We start from the raw sequence: 21,394 nt of genomic DNA on the forward strand, positions 1-21,394 counted from the left end.
AGTTCTTTTAGTTGTTGATTTCATAACACTCTCCAATTTTGGGGGTGGAAAGTGTCAACCTTATTTAGGACGGCACATCCCAAAGAAATAAAGCGAGCTAAACGCTCGCTTTATTTATGCCGCATTTTTTAAAGTTTTGTTATCACTAAAATATCGGTTGTAAACAGCACCTAAGGAGGCTGTACTTGCGAAACGATCATAGTTAAATGTTGCTTGAGCCTCTTCGGCAGAGGCGGAAAGCTTGTTGGTACCATTTACATAAATCGTCACTACCCCCTCCTTCAGTCCTGAAAGATCTAAATCAGTTGTCCATGAGTCTGAAAGCACGATAGCCATGCCTGTGGCTTCTGTACCATCAGCGTCGACTGCTTTAATATCTATGAACTCACCATCTTCAAATCGTTCACTGCTACCACTTACTGTCACGCTTTCCACTCCAGTAACATCTTTGATAACGTCTAGGTGTATTGTCGGTGTAATTGGCATGGAGTAAGTCGTGTTCTGACTACCGGTATTCCCTGATAAGTCTTGGTAGTCACGAACAAGCAACCCCACATTGAGCTCTGACGTGCTTGGTACCACCACATCACCAGTCCAAACACTTGGGTCCGCGGTTGCCATTAATGAAGTGATCGTTGTACCACCTAACTCCGCCGCTGCGGACTGCAGATCTTTATCGAATTCTAGCGTTACCGTCACGCTTTGGCCGATGGCTTGGTGCTCAGGCGTAAACGTCACGTTAGTCAGCGTTGGCAAAGACTGCGCCAATGTAAAACTCTGGCTTTCACTTACTTCAATGCCCGCTGAGTTCGTCCCCGTCACCATCACAGTATAAGTGCCATTGGTTTGGTGACTCATATCAATCGCGTCACTGGTCCAATTGCCACCGGCTTGTACCGTCGCACTGCTGCTTTTTAGTACCGTCACGCTGCCTTGAGCTTTTACTTCAAGACGCAGGGACTGACCGTCAAAACGTGTCGACGTGCCTTCGAATTGTAGCGTGGCGGCATGCGCTTCATCCACATTACCCACTGGCGTAATAGCTAAGGTTGGTGTGATCGGCATGGAGTAAGCCGTGTTCTGGCTACCGGTATTCCCTGAGAAGTCTTGGTAGTCACGAACTAGTAACGCCACATTCAGCTCTGACGAGTCTGGTACCACTACATCACCAGTCCAAACACTTGGGTCCGCGGTTGCCATTAATGAAGTGATCGTTGTACCACCTAACTCCGCCGCTGCGGACTGCAGATCTTTATCGAATTCTAGCGTTACCGTCACGCTTTGGCCGATGGCTTGGTGCTCAGGCGTAAACGTCACGTTAGTCAGCATTGGCAGAGACTGCGCGAGTGTAAAGCTCTGGCTTTCACTCACTTCAATGCCCGCTGAGTTCGTCCCCGTCACCATCACGATGTAAGTGCCATTGGTTTGGTGACTCATGTCCATTGCGTCACTGGTCCAAGTGCCACCGGCTTGTACCGTTGCGCTGCTGCTTTTCAATACCGTCGCGCCGCCTTGGGCTTTCACTTCAAGACGCAGGGACTGACCATCAAAACGTGTCGACGTACCTTCAAATTGTAGCGTGGCGGCATGCGCTTCATCCACATTACCCACTGGCGTAATAGCTAAGGTTGGTGTGATCGGCATGGAGTAAGCCGTGTTCTGGCTACCGGTATTCCCTGAGAAGTCTTGGTAGTCACGAACAAGCAACGCCACATTCAGCTCTGACGTGCTTGGTACCACCACATCACCAGTCCAAACACTTGGGTCCGCGGTTGCCACTAATGAGGTGATCGTCGTGCCACCTAACTCCGCCGCGGCGGACTGCAGATCTTTATCGAATTCCAGCGTTACCGTCACGCTTTGGCCGATGGCTTGGTGCTCAGGCGTAAACGTCACGTTAGTCAGCGTTGGCAGAGACTGAGCCAGTGTAAAGCTCTGGCTTTCACTTACTTCAATGCCCGCTGAGTTCGTCCCCGTCACCATCACGATGTAAGTGCCATTGGTTTGATGACTCATATCAATCGCGTCACTGATCCAAGTGCCACCGGCTTGTACTGTTGCACTGCCGCTTTTTAGTACCGTCACGCTGCCTTGTGCTTTCACTTCAAGACGCAGGGACTGACCGTCAAAGCGTGTCGACGTGCCTTCGAATTGTAGCGTGGCGGCATGCGTTTCATCCACATTGCCCACTGGCGTGATGGCTAAGGTCGGCGTGATCGGCATGGAGTAAGCCGTGTTCTGGCTACCGATATTCCCTGATAAGTCTTGGTAGTCACGAACAAGCAACGCCACATTGATCTCCGACGTGCTTGGTACCACCACATCACCAGTCCAAACACTTGGGTCCGCGGTTGCCACTAATGAAGTGATCGTCGTACCACCTAACTCTGCTGCGGCGGATTGCAGATCTTTATCGAATTCCAGCGTCACCGTCACGCTTTGGCCGATGGCTTGGTGCTCAGGCGTAAACGTCGCGTTAGTCAGCGTTGGCAGAGACTGCGCGAGTGTAAAGCTCTGGCTTTCACTCACTTCAATGCCCGCTGAGTTCGTCCCCGTCACCATAACGGTATAAGTGCCATTGGTTTGGTGACTCATGTCCATTGCGTCACTGCTCCAAGTGCCACCGACTTGTACTGTCGCGCTGCCGCTTTTTAGTACCGTCGCGCTGCCTTGGGCTTTCACTTCAAGACGCAGGGACTGACCGTCAAAACGTGTCGACGTACCTTCAAATTGTAGCGTGGCGGCATGCGCTTCATCCACATTACCCACTGGCGTAATAGCTAAGGTTGGTGTGATCGGCATGGAGTAAGCCGTGCTCTGACTTCCGGTATTCCCTGATAAGTCTTGGTAGTCACGAACAAGCAACGCCACATTGAGCTCCGACGTACTTGGTACCACCACATCACCAGTCCAAACACTTGGGTCCGCGGTTGCCACTAACGAGGTGATCGTCGTGCCACCTAACTCCGCTGCGGCGGATTGCAGATCTTTATCGAATTCCAGCGTCACCGTCACGCTTTGGCCGATGGCTTGGTGCTCAGGCGTAAACGTCACGTTAGTCAGCGTTGGCAGAGACTGCGCCAGTGTAAAGCTCTGGCTTTCACTCACTTCAATGCCGGCTGAGTTCGTCCCTGTCACAATCACGGTATAAGTGCCGTTGGTTTGGTGACTCATATCAATCGCGTCACTGGTCCAATTGCCACCGGCTTGTACCGTCGCACTGCTGCTTTTCAATACCGTCGCGCTGCCTTGGGCTTTTACTTCAAGACGCAGGGACTGACCGTCAAAACGTGTCGACGTGCCTTCGAATTGTAGCGTGGCGGCATGCGTTTCATCCACACTGCCCACTGGCGCAATAGCTAAGGTTGGCGTGATCGGTAATTCGTGAGCGGTGTTATCCTCACCTATGTTGCCAGTCAAATCTTTAAATTGACTAACAACCAAGTCGACACTTAACAGCGCGGTGCTCGGAACTTGTACATCACCAACCCAGACCTTTTTATCTGCCGTTGCTGACAGAGAACTAATGCGATTTCCGCCAAGCGTAGCGGTCGCCTCTTGGAGCTCTTTATCAAACTGAAGCGAGACACTCACGCTTTGCCCCACGCTCTGATGCTCAGGGTTAAATGTCACATTGGTCAGTTTTGGTAAGGTTCCTTCAACCGCGATATTTAAACTGCTTCCTTTTCCAGGAATGGTGTTGGTACTTTGGTAGCTATCATCCTCTACCTGTATTGTTATGTTTTTATCTTGCTTTTCTGGACTGATGTAATTAACCGTCCACGTAACGTTGTCTGACGTGGACCACGTATCTTGCTTTAACGTTCCTGTTGCGCCGTTATCACTAGCGACAAGGTGGACATCTGAGATATCAAAGTTAGTAACTTCTTCTGTAAAGTTAAACGTAAGTGTAATCTCTTCACCTCCAAAAAGAGGGGCGCTTGAAGCAGTAGATATACTTAGCCCGGGAACGGTTGCCGCTTCCACATGCGCGTCAATAGAACTTTCACTCTTGTTATCCACCTTGTCTGTTGCTGCCACCGTGATCGTGTGATCGCCTTTAGGTAACAAATAGCTTATGACATAAGGCCCCGCTTCGGTTGTCGGCTCAGTAATCGCTTGAGGAGCCACAGTGCTGCCACCACTCACCGCTTTTGACGTGACGAGATTTAAATTTTTATCTGTAATGTATGCGCTAATTTCTAGCTGATACTTATCGTTTGTCGGTACCTTAGAAATTTGATTAGCACTTAAGCCCGAAATACTTGGAGCGTCATAATCAACAATAGATTCGATAACCTTTCCATCATAACTTTTGCCCAGTAATTCAAAGCTTGTATTCTCTCTTCCAACTGAGTCCGTCACCGTCACCTTAAGGGTGTATGACCCTTGGTTATCGACGGCAAAGTTCATCATTCCATTACCACTAGATGAGATAACATCACCTGAGTAACGCAAGGAATCACCGAGGCTTGGAATAAGCTCCACAGAATATTGTGAAGCTTTCACTCTTTCTCCTTCCACAGTAGATACCGTAAACGGCTGGCTCGCCTTGGTAAAAAACAGTTTGCCCCCCTGCAAACTCGTAATTCCATCGAAATCAACCGTGACTTTAGGAACACTAATATCAATGACTTTTCTGATGTCTGAATATAGCCCAACACTATCTGTCGCTTTGATATCAACCGTGATTGAACCACGCCCCTCTAACTGAGATTTCGGTAGTTCAAAGTACGTAGATGAACCGTTCCCATCCTCTACTCTTTCTTCTTGATAGCTTGGGTTTAAAATTGAATAGTTTACTTTTGCCAGGCTGCTACCAGTGTCTGTTATGTCGAAACGAAAACGAACATTATCTGGATTTGTTGGCGATTCAGTTACGATAATCTCATCGCCAACACTTGGAGATGTATTGTCAACTTTAATATCAACGGTCGCTTCACCGACTCTCGACCAAACATCCGTTGTTGTAATCGTCGTCCTGATCGTTTTTCCATCCGCATCGCTAGGAAGTTCACTTGTAAATGTTGAACACTTGTAGGTTGGATCATCTGCACACACCTCTAATTGTGCAAACTTCTCCGGATTATCTTTATAGTTGTAGGATTCCGTTCCAAACCTGGTCATCACATTGTCTAGCCTAGAGTTTTCATACAGCTTAATTCTGAACTTGGCGACAAGCTGCTGACCATTAATGGTTGTGTTTCCAACCGGATCAGTAATTTCAACGACTACCGAACCTTTAGGTAATTCAAGCAATAGATCGTGCTCTGGCGTCAAGTTTCCTGCTAAATCAGATAAGTTCTTGATTTTGTATTCTTGAGTTGTACTCAGGCCATCAATAATATCGGCATAGGATTCAGAATACGTACACTTGATATTTCCAACACCTTTGGCACAAGTCGTTGGTGTATAAGCTTTGTTGCCAAGATTACGAACCAACTTTGGATATTCATCTGAACTTTCGGTATTCACGCCTGATAAAGCATCATTAAAAGAGAGCTCAAATGTGAGCATCTTCTTCTTCAAAGCTTCATCAAACCAAACATCACTTCCTTTAAAACTGTATGAGTTACCATCTACGACTGTCGGTGCATCAATATCCACCATCGAGAAATTGAACTTGTTGATCGTTTCACGCCCATTTGTACCCAAGGTTTTAGTGATCAAAGTAACAGGTGCTTTGGTCATGTTTTGCCCAACATTTACACTACAACTGTAAGGTTCTTGCGATACGTTGATAACACCAGAAGTTGGTTGCTCATTAGTTGGTGGCGCATCTAGAGAGTTGTATTCTTCACGAACCCAACACTCTAACGTTTTGGCTTTGACCGCACTCAATGTAGTAAAGGTGACATCAAGAACACCATCAGATAAGTAATTTTGGAAGTCCAGCGGGCTTTCAACCGTTAGAACCACGCCTTCACGCTGTACGCTAAAGGTTTGGTTTACTTTTCCAACCTTTCGGTCTTTTTCATCAAGGTAACGAACTTTGTTATAAACTTTGATATCAAGTTCATAATTACCATCTTTGGCAATTTGTGTAGAAAGCAACGTTGCAGTCCAAGTGCCATCTGCGGTTTCTGAGAACGTAAAGTTAGTCCCGTTTTGCTCTCCAGAGAATCTATACGTTGAGTCAATTCGATCAACGCCACTATCATCAACAATATCAAGCGTAAGTACGATATTCCCATCTTGATAGATGGTGTTGTTTGTAATTGGCGTTCCATCCGTGTAACTCATCGCCAGCGTCACCTGCGGGATTGAGTTGTACACTTTGACGGTAAAATCTTGCTCATCACTGGTTAAGGTTGTGTTGCCACGAACATCAGACCCTTTTAAACGAATCTTGTGTGTACCCGTACCTAAATCACCAAGGCTCACTTTGAGATCCTCATTGATTTTTGTACCAGGAGAGCCAGGTAATGGTTCCAGATCGCTAAACGTCCAATACTCTAGGCTTTCTCTATTTACGCCATTAATTGAAACATCACCGTTAGCATTTAGGTCTAGCGCCGTTAGGTCAAAGACATAGTTACCTAAGTAGTAGTCATTCGCATTGAAACCACTTAATCCTAATGTTGGCCCATCACGATCAAGAATAACCTTGTGCGTGTTAGAACTAGACTCAAAACCATATATATCGGTTGCTTTTACATACAATGACGTTGTTTTTTCATCTTCAGAAATGTCTATTTTATCTGTATCACTCTTGATAAGAGACATGACAAACTCTTTAGATGAATCCGTTGGCACAATTGTCTTAATTGGCGAATCTTTACCACTTTGATACAGCGAGACTTGCTCAAGGTCTGAATCGTCTATTACGGATTTAAATCGCACATTGAACTCACGCCCTATGACATAGTTCTCTTTAGACAATGTGTCTTCAACCCAAGGCGTGTTTAGGATGATTTCAGGGCCTTTGTTATCGACTTGGAAGGTAAATTTCCCTGTTGTACTAACATTGGCAGGGTAAGCGTTGTCCGTCGCAGTGACGTAAAACTCATTCCATTCATCGTAATCAAATGCTTTTGAAACCAGTTGGACTTTGACGTCAGGCTGTTCACCAACTAGGTATGGTACGTCACACTCCTCTGTTAGAGGGTCACAGCTTTCTAATGTCAGAGCCTGACCAGATCCGCGGCGCAAATCTATTTTTACGTTATTGCCAGAGCTTAACGTCCCCCAATCAATGACAGGTGTCCATTGGTTATTACCACCTAAACGGCTTTGAACCTGCTCACTTTTTACAATAGGAGCTTCAGAGTCGATACGAATATTGAATCTCGGAGCGGTGCTAGTTAACTCTGAAACGGAGTTACCTAAGTTGTCCTCTGCTGCGGCAACAACTAACCAATCTCCATCACCAGGATAAATCGTAGAGCCTTGATTTGAACAAATCTCTCCCGTACATAGTTTGACTTTAAACGCGTCTTTCGAGTTACTTGCAAAGTTTTCTGGTGTGTATGTTACTTTTTCACCGGTTTGCTGGTAGAAAACAAGGCCCCTCGAGGCAAGCTTATCACCAACAATATCCTCAACCTTGAAGGTTAATTCATGAGTATTGTTCGCATTTAAATAAATACCGTTTTCTACAGGTTTACCATCGACATCATTGGGTGGAAGGTAACTGGCCTTAGGGAAATCGTTATCAATAAACACCGATTCTATAAACGGAGATTTACCATTATAACCATACGCATTGCCATGTGGGTCCATAGCACTGGTCTCCACGGCAAACTCTATAATGTCTTTTAGTTCACTAGACTGGGAGTTAAGGGTGAAGAAGTACTCTTTTCGATAAGCATTGCTGCTGCCTGAGTTTTCTACGATGTTGATGTCCAGTGGTATTTCAATATTTGGCTCATTGGCTTGATACCACATCGTGCTAAACTTCGGACCGTAAGCGTCGGTTCCTACAATACCAGAAGGATCGTCTAGGACAATTTTAGAAACAACCTCGCCAGCGATATAAAGCCTATTACCAACCATCGTCTCTCTACCGCTTTCAATGGTTAATTTTGGCTGCGGAGGCAAGGTATCGATACTGCTACCCTCTGTATCAAAAATGTTCTTACCATTTAAGTCAGGATTAGCCATCGAAATATCATCAGCATAGAGCTGCGCGATATTGGTCTCAATACCGTATTTGCTCGCCATGATTTCATAATAGGATTGCGCCAGATCTTTTCGGTAAGTTTCAGCGCCAAACGTGTAAGAATCGAGCGTAACTTGACTTCCTCCTGCCCCTACACCATTTGCTTTTCCATCGTAGCTAAAATCATCGTAAATAGCAGATGCAAAATCTAATGAGTTATTTCTTGGCATTCTCTCGGCAATACTATCAATTGCTTCAACAAGGAATCGGTGTAGATAGTCATTTGATGGCTTGTCTGGAATCGCTTTAGTCGCAAGCATTTCATTGGTTGCATAAGACACAACCGTTGGGTCAAACCCAAAGAATGAGTTGTTATTCGTACCTGATAACGCGTAGCGCACCTCATCAAGAATTTGAATCGCACGTTCTGAAGTTTTCTCTCCCGCTGTCACTTGATCCCACTGGAAATCAAACAAACCAGTCTGATATGTCGATAGTTCAGTAATATAGTAAGTTTGAGAACCTTTGAGCTTAAAATACACACCAATATTGGCCTTGTTTAAGTCAACCGTTACTTTCTTGGTCCCTGGATCTCTTTTCCATTGGTAATAGTATGGCTCACTGCCTTCGATACCAATTAAACGAACACGCATGAAATCATAATTCACTACGTCAGTTGTGGTTTCACAGCTCGCTACGTCAAGAGCCATGGACTGGTCACTTTCCAGTTGCTGGATAGTGGTACAACTTGCAAGTGAAGTGAATTCACCACTTGGGCTCAACCCTTCAAGTTGAGCTCGCGCACCAATAAATGGTGTCACCACTTTTATGGTTGGTAGGTCAAAGCTACTTCTAAAATATACTTCTCTTGGAGTGCTTTCGTTATCAGACTCATCGATGGTTTGAATGACTAACTTTTGACTACTGTTTTCTGATACCGATTTAAAGCTGTCACCCAAAATATCTCTTACAAATGGAATGTAATAAATGACATCCTCAACTCGCCCATTGCTATCTAACAGCGTTTCGTGCGGAATTTTTGCGATGTAATCGTCATCTGATGCCGTTGTATCAATAACTTGCTGAAGTGAGTAGTTGTTATCGTTGTTTTGGCTTACGTAGTACTTGACGACGAGCTTAAGCTTATTAGCGTTGGAGCCTAAAACCGTATCGGTATTTACGTCTGATACTTTCACACGAACATAAGGGATTTTATTCTCTTTCAATAAATTAGCGTTGAAGTTACTAAAATCTATCCCTTTTAATGAGCTCTGAATCCCTAAACTTGCATACGCATAGTCAATCTTCAGGAAATCGCGGCTTGCTTGAACATTGCCTGGGGTGTACGTATCTTGAGAGTAGATACCATCGTAAGTGGTTCGTTCACCATCTAACCCCACATTTACGTACGTCATTGACGTACCTTCAGGATAGGTTATCGTCTGTGCTGGCGCTTGATCGTCACGACTTACTGCATGCTGCGCAGAGCCCGTATTGCCTTTGCTATCCCTCGCTCGAACCTCAAAGACCGTCGTAGATAGGAATTCATCAGTTGGGTAAGCCTTACTAAACTCACAAGCATTTCCAGACTCTACAGTGACAGGAGAACATGTGACGCCCTCATGTAAGCCATCTTTAAATGAAATACTGACCGAACTAATCTCTTGCGAGCTTTCTTTTACAACCCCTTTCAGAACGTATTCTTTAAGTTGGTTATTAATTGCACTCGCCGATGTAATATCGATAACAGGCGCATCGTTATCCCACTCAAAGTTGATATGAAGACCCGAATGGCTGCCTGGAATTAACTCATTACCCAGTACATCCGCTGTATATAAGACTAACCGTGCTGCTGTTACGTTTGAGAGCCCAGTGGCAGGGTTTATATCTACACTATCGATCTCTTTGGTATTAATGTTAACTTTAACGTTGGTCTCTCGAAGGCCAACTTCAAAATCATCAAATTCAACCGAACAGAATGTGCTTCCAAAATCTTGTATGTCGTTACATTGAAATTCACCAGACCAAGAGCCATTAATCTGATACTGAATAAAGGCGGATACGTCTTCTACACCGATATCATCAACAATTTTTAGGTCAACTTTATCGGTGCCTGCAAGTACATCACGGTCAATGCGTGTCACGATAGGCGCTGTGGTATCAATCTCCGTCCCATCTCGCGGTAGAATGACGCCATCTGTACTGCCATATGTACCTAAGTCATTAAGCTTCTTACTAAAGTCGACATAGTCGGCAGCATCAGTACCTGAAATATTGATACTTGGGTCGTTTACCACGATCAAAACGTGCTGAGATAAGTCACGTGTGTAAACGTCGCTGTTTATCTTTTTCTGTCCAAAGCTGAGGGGAGTCACTGCTCCTGAAGTCTTGCTCACTTCAAGACCATCAAGAACACCATCTGCAATAACATCCCGATATTGGATGTCAGCGAAGTGCATCGAAGTGTAGACGTTATCGCTGTTGCCGTATTTTTTTATAAGATCGTAAGAGTAAGACGAGTATGCTGTTAATAAAGCACCGTATTGATGCCCAGTACTAGCAAAACTGCTTTGCCCACCTTTGGTAATATCAATAGGTTTGGTCTCATTTACGTCAAAACCATACATGCTATTGATACTATCCAAAGCGGTTGAAAAGGCACTCTCATCTGTGGCCCCCTGAGAAATTTTGTACTTTGCCAAGCCTGCTGCCAAGTTCGACAGAGGAGTAAGCATTAACTTTTGCTCACTCCCCTCTTTAAAGTTCACAACACCTTCAAATTTAAGTGTCTTCGCATTACTCACAGATACCGTTTCATTTGTAAACGGATCGGTATAACTCCCCTCTTTTGCAACAACAAAAAGAGGCATTGACGACGATTCAAACTCTAGCAGATAGTTTCCGAAGGCATCAGACGTCGTGTTAGCCAACTTCCGACCTAAGTTTCCATTTTTGAACTCGAAAACCTCAATCTTGGCGCCATTGACTGGGGCGTCAAACACCATACCGGAAATGCTTCCTTTGCTTCTAGCTGGAGGTGTGTTGTCTCCTCCATCACCACCACCACATGCACTCAATAAAAGAGATGTAAGCGTAAGACCTAATGTTAATTTCAGCGTATTTTTAGCGAACATAGTAATTTGGCAAAATATATTTTCCCGAGATTATATTATTGAAAAATATTTTCTCAACGTGACATTAACACCAACAAAATAGGCATAAACACCAAGCCAACCGTCACTTTGACTGAATTATTAAAATTATTTTTACATCCTATAATCATTAACTTAGTTAAAACAGAGGAATTACTCATGCTTTAATGCTAGTTTTTATTTAAAATATTATACTCTACGCACAACTGTCAGTATTGATAAACCAACAAAACTAATGACTATTTTAATAATAAAAAGGAGTGTGCAAGCTCCTACCGTAGCCCTTATCACTACTGCGTTAATCATATTGATTAGCGTATCGCTTTCTCACTACTTCCTCACTCCTGTGGATAGGCTACCTACCATCAAGCCTTTAGAATTCGAAAGTGAGAATGTGCAGCCATCAATTAAAAAGAAGACTCGTAGGCAAAAAATCACTATCGGTGTTGTTGAATACTCTTTTGTCGCTTCATTATTAAAATCAGGAGTGAGTCAAAAAGAGATCAACTTGCTATTAGCACTTATCAAAAGCAAGTTTAATATTATTGACTCGATTAAAAGAGGTGATAACTTTATCTTAAGAACTAAATTAAATAGTAAAAATGAAACTTACATTAGTTCTTTTTACTATTTAGGCAGTAAAACTGATTTATTTATTATCAATGATGGTCACGGTAACGTATTTGATGAGCATGGTGTGTCGATAAATAATCAGTTCATGTTTTCTTCACCCTTTGATAAAAACTACAGAGTGAGCTCTGACTATGACTTAAAGCGAACACATCCAGTGACCAATATAACGACTCCGCACTTAGGCACTGATTATGCCACACCTGTAGGTACACCGATTCGTAGTATTGCTGATGGCATCGTTTTAAAGTCCCGCTACAACCGTTTTGCAGGCAACTACATTAATATCCGCCACACAAATGGCTCTGTATCACGCTACCTACACTTATCTCAGCGCAACGTCCATGTTGGTGAGAAGATTAGCCGAGGACAAGTGATAGGGAAAACGGGTAACACAGGAAGAACAACAGGGCCGCATTTACATCTTGAACTGCACATCAATGGTGTTCCGGTTGATTACGAGCGATACATTCAAAGGCACCCAAACACTGACGTAAATATAGAAATGCTGATTGCAGCGAGAAAAGAAAAAGCAGAGTTAACAGCGGAATGGCAACGGTATGAGCAGTCAAATAGGTAACAACAGCCACTTCGATTCGTGTATTCTTCCTACTGTCATTTATCCGCAACTACAGTAGACCATAACTTTGCTCTAAATCACATAAAACCTTTTCAAATAAGCGACTTTTACTGAAATTACATGTGGTCAATAAAAAATGATAATTTATCGATTTTACTGAAATAACCCAAGCATGTTCATACGCATGATGTTTTCTTGGATTTCTGAATCGTGCAAGTTACAGGTTGAGCACTTCTCTTTGCCTTCAATTTTGTATTTCAGACAGCACGTTTCTCGTCTCACGTAGAGCTTTTGAAAGCCATTAAAGGTCACCTTTTTTACCGTGTTTAACTCACCGCCTTTTGGTGTTACCGCGTTAAATAGGCTTTGCTGCCACTTTGATGCCGCTTGCACGTCTAGATCTAACCTGTCATTGGCTAATGGTTGATGCGCAAGTTTAGAAAACGCCAAATCACACGCGTACAAGGCATTCCCCCAAAACACTTTCGGGCTAACTTTCTGCTTTTTGTACAGCGGCACCAATGGCTCAGAGAGCGTCGTAATGACTTGCGCAAGTTTCTCATCTAAAGCCAGTTCTGACTCCACTTGCATCGCGTTTTCGTTACCAGCCTCAAGAGCAAAGAAAGGCGTTGCACTCAACACTTCAATGCTTGCGATACGATGGTCTTCACCAATGGTCAGATACAGATCATCGAGTGTTAACTGCAACACGCGATCAAACACCAAACGGTGACCGACCAGCGACGTAAGCAAAATCGCGTTGAACACTTTCTGCCAGATAGGCACGGCAAAAGGCAGCTTTGCCTCAATAGAGCTTGCGTAATCTTGCACAACAGCAGGAAAATCACGCTCAAACCATTCACTGGCTTTAATGCCTTTCGGCTGTTCAACAAAACGTAAGCGGAAGAAAGGTTCGTGTCGATTCAAGATGGCTTGCTGCTCGGTGATACTCAGCGCTTTAACATTCTCAGGCAAAGCCACCAAAGTACGAAACTGATTAAACAGGTTTTCCATTAACGCACTTCCTCACGAACATAAGCTTTTGGTAAACAGTAAACGTAGCCATCAATGACTTCCATTTTTCCTTCCACTTTAAACACCGATTCAAGGGTCGATTGAGTAAGCACGTCCAAAGGCGCCCCCTGTTTTAAGATCTGACCTTTTTTCATTAGTACCAGTTCATCGCAGAACTGCGCAGCTTGGCTGAGTTCATGGAGAACATAAACGATGGTTAAGTTGCGTTCCTTGTTCAACTTATCGAGCACTTCAAGTAACTCGAGTTGGTGACCTAAATCAAGATAACTGGTTGGTTCATCCAGCAATAACCACTGAGCTTCTTGCGCCAAACACATCGCCAGCCAAACGCGCTGACGCTCACCGCCCGACAACGTACTCACTACACGCTTTTCGTAACCAGCCAACCCGACAGAAGCAAGCGACTCAGTAATCACTTCTTGGTCACGCTCACTGTTGCCCTGATACCACTTGCGATGAGCAACACGACCAAGCGCAACAAGCTGCTCAACCAAGACACCTTCTGGTGCCGTAGGATGTTGAGGCAGAATCGCAATGTGTTTAGCGAGATCTTTAAGCTTCCATTGGTTAAGCGCTTTACCTTTAAAGGTCACGTCGCCTTTTTTCGCTTTTATCGCACCGGTTAAGGTCTTCATCAACGTACTTTTACCGCACCCGTTTGGGCCAATGAACGCCGTTACCTTACCTTCTTGAAGACGGATGTTCACATCGTTCAAGATCATCGTATCGTTGTAGCCTGAAGTGAGCGATTGCCCTTCAAGCCCTTTTGAAGATAGGGTCATTAAGAGTGTTTCCTTAACAAGAAGAGGAAAAATGGCACACCAAGCAGTGCGGTAATCACGCCCGCTGGAATTTCGGTTGGGAACAGTAAGTGTTTGGCTAAAGCATCTGAAAGTGCGAGGAAACCAGCGCCGAAAGTCAACGTCGTGAACATGGTTCGCAAAGGATCATTTGCACTGAGCAAACGTGCAATGTGCGGAATCACCAACCCCACAAATCCAATCGGGCCAACTGCTGAGACGGCAGGCGCAGTAATAAATACCGTACCTAACAGAATCCCCAAACGCAGCAAAGCACCGTTAATACCAATACCACGCAAAATCGCATCATCGTAGCGTACCCATTTCAATGGCAAATACACCAAAACAATGAACGCTAAACAGGCCAAGAACCAAGGCAGAAGATAACTTACTTGCTCCCAACCTCGTCCATACATACCACCCGCCATCCATTGCAATGCGATGTCGGTTTTACCCTGACCAATAGTGAAGATCAGCGCCGAACTCAACGCGCCAAGAATCGCCGTGATCGCTACACCTGTGAGTAGAGTGAGACTGGTATTTCCGATTCGGCTAACGATCAAAACAGGAATCGCACTGAGCAAACCACCCGCCATTGAAAACAGCAGCAACGCGCTTTCTGCGGTGATATTCCAATTAAACCAAGCGGGCAACAAAATCGCACAAACAGCACCAAGAGAAGCACCAGCGTTCACCCCTAAAATACCGCTGTCTGCCAACGGGTTTTTGAGGGTGGTTTGCAGCAATAAGCCTGATACTGCCAGCATCATACCCGCCATAATCGCCAGCAAAAATCTTGGTAACGTTAGCGACCAAAATGGGTGGTAAGTACCGCGAGTAATAAACAGTTCGCCTGCTTGTCTAAGCTCTGGGTTAGAAGCGATAAACAGTGCAGGAGCGAACACCAGCAAAGCCAAGCAAGGGAACAAGAAACGCGTTTTCATTATTTCCCTCTCAGCTTACGAACAATCAACATAAGAAACCAAGGCGCACCTAAAGTCGCGGTAATGACGCCAATCGGAATTTCCAACGGCATAAGCAGGGTTCGAGAAAGGAGATCTGCTGCGGTAACGAGTGCCGCACCAATCAAAGCTGCACCGCCAAGTCCCAACCCCATCATGCGAGCGAGATGAGGGGCAACAAGGCCAACAAAACCGACAGGACCAAATGCACCAACCGCAACCGCAGTAAGCACGACAGAGACAAAACCAAACGCCAATCTATAACGGTTGATCGCGATACCTAAACCACGAGCAACCGTGTCATCCAGCAGTAAGTAACCACGCTGTCGATGTGTCACCGCAAGCGATATAAACGCAGGAATGACGGTATAAACAAGCGGCGTAAACACCGACCAATTCGCGCCTGCGTTACTGCCCGTTAACCAGAAAAACAGTGACTCACTGTCTACGCGATCCGACAGAAGAATGTAGGTCACCGCTGCTTGGCAAAACGCACTCACGGAAATGCCAGCTAACGCCAAACGCGCTGGTGTGACGCCCTGTTTCCAACTAATGGATAAGGTAATGGCACCGCCAAGCAAACCACCTACAATCCCCCAAAACAAAGTTGGCAATGGCAGCAAGAACATGGTCGCCGTTAACACGCTAAGCGCAGCGCCAGACATCACACCGGTCAGGTTTGGAGACGCTAACGGGTTGCGAACGATGTCTTGCATGAGCGAGCCGGATACCGCCAACGCCGCCCCACCAAAGAGTGCGATTAAGGTGCGAGGTAAACGTAGTTCCCAAAACACTAAGGATGCTTGGTTGCTTGAATCAGAAATCAAAAACGCCATGATCTGCTGGGCATCAAAATGGTAAATGCCACTCGACAAAGACACATAAACCACAGCTAGTAACAAAGCCGTCGCCAAACTGCGAACCATCACCGCACTTGGTTTGGTTATCCTAAGAACATGAGCCATTGATCACCTCATAAACTCGTTCAACAGAAGGCGCAGGGAAAAGATCGGGATACACTTTGTGGGCGATATCCATCGCGACCCAAATTCGTGAAAGTGGCCCTTCTGGCTCTCGCCATGTCATATCAACCAAGTAAACTCGATTGTTCTTCACCGCTTTTAGGCTTTGCCAAATTTTCGATTCGGTAAATTGTGGCTCGGCGTTCTGGTACATAAAAATCACATCGGGATCGAGTTTTACCAACCACTCAAGACCCACTTGCCCAGAAAAAGGCGTTTTCGTCGCGTACGGCGAGTCACCATTCGCACTTCGGATATTCAATTTTTCCATAAGAGCAACGGACATAAAGTGTGAGTAGTATGCTCGCGGAGTGACGCCAGCACTTGTCAGAAATAAACCAGAAAACTGTCTATTACCGAGCTTTGATTGCATTTCATCAAGAAAAGTCTGAAAACACATATTTAGTGATTTCCCTTGCTCTTCTCGCCCCATTGCCATGCTTGCACGCTCTACCGCAGAAAAACTGTCTTCTAAAGTAATCAAATCAAAACCGAGAGGCGGTGCGATTTCGACGAAGCGCTGATAGTAAGGCTCTAACATTCGCCCCAAACCAACAACCAAATCTGGCTTCGCATCGTACAAAGCTTCAAAGCTGGTTCTTGAACGATTACCAAGACTTGGCACGTCATTTAAAGCAGAAAGATAAGGAGGAAATCCACCAGGATAATCGGATACACCAACAGGCTTCTCACCCATTGCTATTACTAGCTCTGCACCAAAAGTAGACACGCTTGCAACACGCGGGAAATGGGTCACATTCGACGTCGAAATAGTATGGTCTAGATCATCGACAACTGATGCGTTTAATCCACTTGCATAAGCAAGCTGAATAGACAGCATTTGGCTAATTATTGAAATGATAACGACTGCTGTAAAACTGCCCATTAAATTACAAATGATAATTATTGATATTTACATTACTTCTTTGCGTGCTAGACTACCACGTAATTACAAAGTGCTCAATAATCGCTAGCTAAATCAATTTATTAACAAGTTTATAAAAGACAACTTTTAGTTGCAGGAAGTTATGAAACTCAAACTATCTAAGCTAAATATTGCAGTGGTAAGTGCAATTACTCTTTCACCTTTCGGCGTTTCAGCGGAAAGTAACGACCAAGTCCAAGCAATGGAAACAATGGTTGTTACCGCAAGCCGTTCTCAACAGCTGCTTAACGACGTTCCTCGCTCTGTGACCGTTATCGACCAAGCACAACTTCAATCTCAATTGAACCAAAGCCGCAGCATCAACGATGTGCTTTCAACCTTGGTTCCAGGTATGGGGACTTCTGTTCACGGTAACCTGAGCAGCAAAGGTCAAAACCAAATCCGTGGTCGTCGCGTTTTGCTATTGATTGACGGTGTTGCACAAAACAACAGCTTCCTAGATTTTGGCCAAGAGTTGTCGGCGATAGATCCACAAAATGTTGAACGTATCGAAGTTATCCGTGGTGGTTCTGCGGTTTACGGCCTTGGTGCGCAGGGCGGTATCATCAACGTGATCACAAAAATGCCAAAAGAAGGCGCAGTAGAATACCGCACTAAAGTTGGCACAAGCTTCCAAGAGTTTGGCAGCGATGCGTTCACTTGGAACGTGTACCAAGAAGCGACAGGCGGTGATGAGAAAGACCAATGGCGTTTAGGTCTGGGTTACGAGCAACGTGGCGGCAGCTACGATGCTAACGGTGACCGCCTACCTTCGGTAAACAACGAAGATGACATGGACAACCTAAACGTAAACGGCGTTTGGAACCGTAACATCGACGAAGATCGTTCACTGACTTTGACTGTTGGCGTTCGTAACATTACTGATAACGAAGGCTGGTGTGCAGCGAATGGCGATGCAGCTAACGGCAAACCTGCAGAAGCGGTTCACTGTGGTCCAGGTTACAACAACGGCGTTGCAGGCAAAGATGGCGCGAAACCAAACGATGTGACACGTACGTTCGCTAACTACCAAGCGCGTTACCAAGATCTGGGTTTTAGCTTAGGTATGCTCGATGTAACGGGATACTGGATGGCTCAAGATACTGAGACGTTCACGCTTGCGATGAAAGATAAGAACCCAAATTCTCCAACCTTTGGTCAAACGCTATACGGCCACAACGAGACAGATTTTGATCGTTTCGGCGTGAAAGCCAACATCTCTAGCCAAATTGATTGGGCATTCGTGACTTGGGGTATGGACGTTGAACAACAGTCGTTCAAACAGCCAAACAGCGTCGGTTTCTACAACAACACACCGGATGTAGAGCAATTTGCTATCGCACCATTCGCACAGTTCATTACTGATGTAAGCGATAACACGGTTCTTTCTTACGGTATCCGTTACGAGTACGTTCGCCTAAGCGTGGATGATTTCACGGTAGGTAACACGCACAACAATGCAGGTGATCAAGTTCAAGGCGGTGATCCGTACTTTGACAAGTTCCTATTCAACATTGGTGTGACACACGATCTGACCGACAACCACCAGCTGTTTGCATCTTTCGCGCAAGGTATGTCAACGAACGAAGCACTACGTGACATTCGTTCTGGCAACAGCTCAACAGTTGAAGGTGCTATCAAGCCAATTACTACTGACAACTACGAAGTGGGTGTGCGCGGTTTCCTTGGTGGAGCGGACTACTCTCTTGCAGCGTTCTACAGCGAATCTGACCTAGGTTCGACACTGAACGTAAACGAAGCCGGCGATGCGCTAGAAAGTACTCGTGCACCAGAAAAAGTTTGGGGTGCGGAAGCAACGCTTGGTTACAGCATTCTTGCTAACCTTCGTACAGACAGCACAATCTCTTGGCAAGAAGGTGAGCGTAAACTTAACGAAGACAGCGGCTGGGAACCACTAGACGGCACGCGTATCGCACCATTGAAAGTAACGTCTGTTATTAGTTACGACGCTTACGAATTCGGTCGCTACAACATGACGCTGGTTTACTCAGGCAACCGTGATAAAGAAGATGAAATCACTTCTGGCGCGAAATACGCAGTAGACAGCTACTTCGTTGCAAACGCTGGTGTGGACTACGATCTTCCGTTCGGTACGTTAAGCTTCGCTGTTGAAAACCTATTCAACGAAGAGTACATGACGGCGTACGCGCAATCAGAGCGTAACAACTCACGTTACTACAACGCACCGGGTCGTCGCTTCCACTTGAACTACGAAGTGAAATACTAAACTTAAAACACAGAAAATGCGCTTAATCAGATTAAGCGCATGTCTTTCACTTCTACTGTTATATTCGTGATTTATTACCTTAAAATTCAAATTAGTGCCGGGTACTAGCTTTGTTTCCTAAATCAGGCAACTAAATCTTCAACCCATGAGCTGAGCAGCTAGGTTCACTCATATACTTAGGCTAATAGCCAGCCTCGCTACAGAACAACCAATTGGAAACACAACAACCAAGCTTTAATCACCCGCTGTTAACGGACATTTTTAATTAAGAGACTGTTCAGCTATGGAAGCAAATCAAGCAAGGGAACCAACCTAGAAGACCTCGCCTATTTAATGACTTAGCGATTATGATGGCTCCTATGGTTAAGCATGTATTTTCATTGCCGCTTAGTTAAGTTTGAGAAATTACAATGCTCAAGTTGGAAAAACCTACGCCATGATAGAAGTGTTAAACAAACTCACTTAGCTAGGTATTTCATCCTAAAGCAGATATAAAATAGCCCCTTCAAAAATGTCATAAACTTAAAAAGCAATAGACTTATGAAGAGGCAATATCAAATTATGGTTGCACCAAATATCAATACATGGTTGCTTTTACACTTGTTACATTCAGTCGATTTACTCTTTACCGAACACGTTGTTCTCTTGTTCTTGAACACGGATGAATGTAGTACGCTTGGTTAGCTCTTTAAGCTTTGCTGCACCCACGTATGTACAAGTTGAGCGAACGCCGCCAAGGATGTCTTGAATAGTGCCGTGAACGCTACCACGGTATGGCAATAATACGGTTTTACCTTCGGCCGCACGGTAGCCAGCGACACCACCTGAGTGCTTGTCCATCGCGCTCTTCGACGACATGCCATAGAATTTCATGAACTTCTCGCCGTCTTTCTCGATCACTTCGCCGCCTGACTCTTCGTGACCCGCTAGCATCCCACCTAGCATTACGAAATCCGCGCCACCACCGAATGCTTTCGCTACGTCACCCGCACAAGAACAGCCACCGTCACCGACGATCATGCCACCAAGGCCGTGCGCTGCATCACCACACTCGATGATTGCAGAAAGCTGCGGGTAACCAACACCCGTTTTTACACGAGTTGTACATACAGAGCCTGGGCCGATACCCACTTTAACGATGTCTGCACCAGCTAGGATTAGCTCTTCACACATATCACCAGTAACCACGTTGCCTGCAGAAATGACCTTGTCTGGGAACTCTGCTCGCACGCGTTCAACATACTCGACCAAATGCTCTGAGTAACCATTTGCAATGTCGATACAAATGAAAATAAATTCATCTGAAAGCGCCATGATGTCTTTGGTTTTTTGGAAGTCTGCATCAGATGTTCCCGTAGACACCATAACGTTATTCATGGTTACTTTATCTGCTGATTTAGCAAACTCAGCCCAATCTTCTACCGTGTAATGTTTGTGAACAGCGGTCATTACACCATGCTCAGCCAGCGCTTTAGCCATTGCAAAGCTACCAACCGAATCCATGTTTGCTGCGATTACTGGCACACCAGACCATTGACGACCACTATGCTTGAATGTAAAATCGCGGGTTAAATTTACTTGAGAACGGCTCTTAAGGGTAGAACGTTTCGGGCGAAACAGTACATCTTTAAAACCTAACTTAAGTTCTTGTTCGATACGCATTGTGTAATTCCTTGATTCATATGTATATGTGTCATTTCAGAGTGCGTAGTGACTTCGTTGGCAGACGAGTTCACTGTTCTTCGGACACAAAAAAACCGGAGCGTTGGCAGACGCTCCGGTTTTCAGCATTATAGGCTGTGATTTATTTCCTACAAGTCTGATATTTGAATTTTTTTTGTGATACCATCTTGAAAATCGCATATCAAAAACGCTCCCCAAGTCACCAAAACCTCTTATTATTTATAACTATCAACAACTTGAGAAAGCACTTAAGTTA

The 21,394-nt window shown here is 45.0% G+C and carries 9 protein-coding genes; 2 read left to right on the top strand and 7 right to left on the bottom strand.

Going from position 1 to position 21,394, the window contains the following annotated elements:
* Window positions 1–114: 114 nt before the first annotated feature.
* Window positions 115–11,235, bottom strand: a complete 11,121-nt coding sequence (locus R7093_RS07400) for a tandem large repeat (protein ID WP_318146584.1) — start codon at window positions 11,233–11,235, stop codon at window positions 115–117.
* Between the two features lie 253 nt (window positions 11,236–11,488).
* Here R7093_RS07400 and R7093_RS07405 point away from each other — a divergent pair, with 253 nt between their 5' ends.
* Window positions 11,489–12,463: a peptidoglycan DD-metalloendopeptidase family protein gene (locus R7093_RS07405; protein ID WP_025998710.1), complete on the top strand. Its 975-nt coding sequence runs from the start codon at window positions 11,489–11,491 to the stop codon at window positions 12,461–12,463.
* 153 nt (window positions 12,464–12,616) lie between these two features.
* On the opposite strand, the gene R7093_RS07410 is transcribed toward R7093_RS07405, so the two are convergent.
* The 5 genes from R7093_RS07410 to R7093_RS07430 are packed head-to-tail and all read right to left on the bottom strand — an operon-like array spanning window position 12,617 to window position 17,168.
* Window positions 12,617–13,477: a (2Fe-2S)-binding protein gene (locus R7093_RS07410; RefSeq protein ID WP_047101257.1), complete on the bottom strand. Its 861-nt coding sequence runs from the start codon at window positions 13,475–13,477 to the stop codon at window positions 12,617–12,619.
* Window positions 13,477–14,280: an ABC transporter ATP-binding protein gene (locus R7093_RS07415; RefSeq protein ID WP_047101255.1), complete on the bottom strand. Its 804-nt coding sequence runs from the start codon at window positions 14,278–14,280 to the stop codon at window positions 13,477–13,479. Before R7093_RS07415 ends, R7093_RS07410 begins: the two co-directional genes overlap by 1 nt.
* Window positions 14,280–15,242, bottom strand: coding sequence for a FecCD family ABC transporter permease (locus tag R7093_RS07420; RefSeq protein WP_047101253.1), 963 nt, complete (start codon window positions 15,240–15,242; stop codon window positions 14,280–14,282). Before R7093_RS07420 ends, R7093_RS07415 begins: the two co-directional genes overlap by 1 nt.
* Entirely contained in the window at window positions 15,242–16,225 is a 984-nt protein-coding gene (locus R7093_RS07425) for a FecCD family ABC transporter permease (protein ID WP_047101251.1), read from the bottom strand. The genes R7093_RS07420 and R7093_RS07425 overlap by 1 nt, the downstream gene beginning before the upstream one ends.
* A complete protein-coding gene (locus R7093_RS07430; protein WP_047101249.1) occupies window positions 16,209–17,168 on the bottom strand; it encodes an ABC transporter substrate-binding protein in 960 nt (319 codons plus the stop codon). The genes R7093_RS07425 and R7093_RS07430 overlap by 17 nt, the downstream gene beginning before the upstream one ends.
* 142 nt (window positions 17,169–17,310) lie before the next feature.
* Between R7093_RS07430 and R7093_RS07435 the strand changes: the two genes are divergently transcribed.
* A complete protein-coding gene (locus R7093_RS07435; RefSeq protein WP_047101246.1) occupies window positions 17,311–19,455 on the top strand; it encodes a TonB-dependent receptor in 2,145 nt (714 codons plus the stop codon).
* A gap of 618 nt (window positions 19,456–20,073) precedes the next feature.
* Here R7093_RS07435 and R7093_RS07440 read toward each other — a convergent pair.
* Window positions 20,074–21,117 carry a GMP reductase gene (locus R7093_RS07440; protein ID WP_005373458.1) on the bottom strand — a complete coding sequence of 348 codons (1,044 nt, stop codon included), beginning with the start codon at window positions 21,115–21,117 and terminating at the stop codon, window positions 20,074–20,076.
* Window positions 21,118–21,394 lie beyond the last annotated feature (277 nt).

Source organism: Vibrio sp. 1580 (assembly GCF_033340055.1).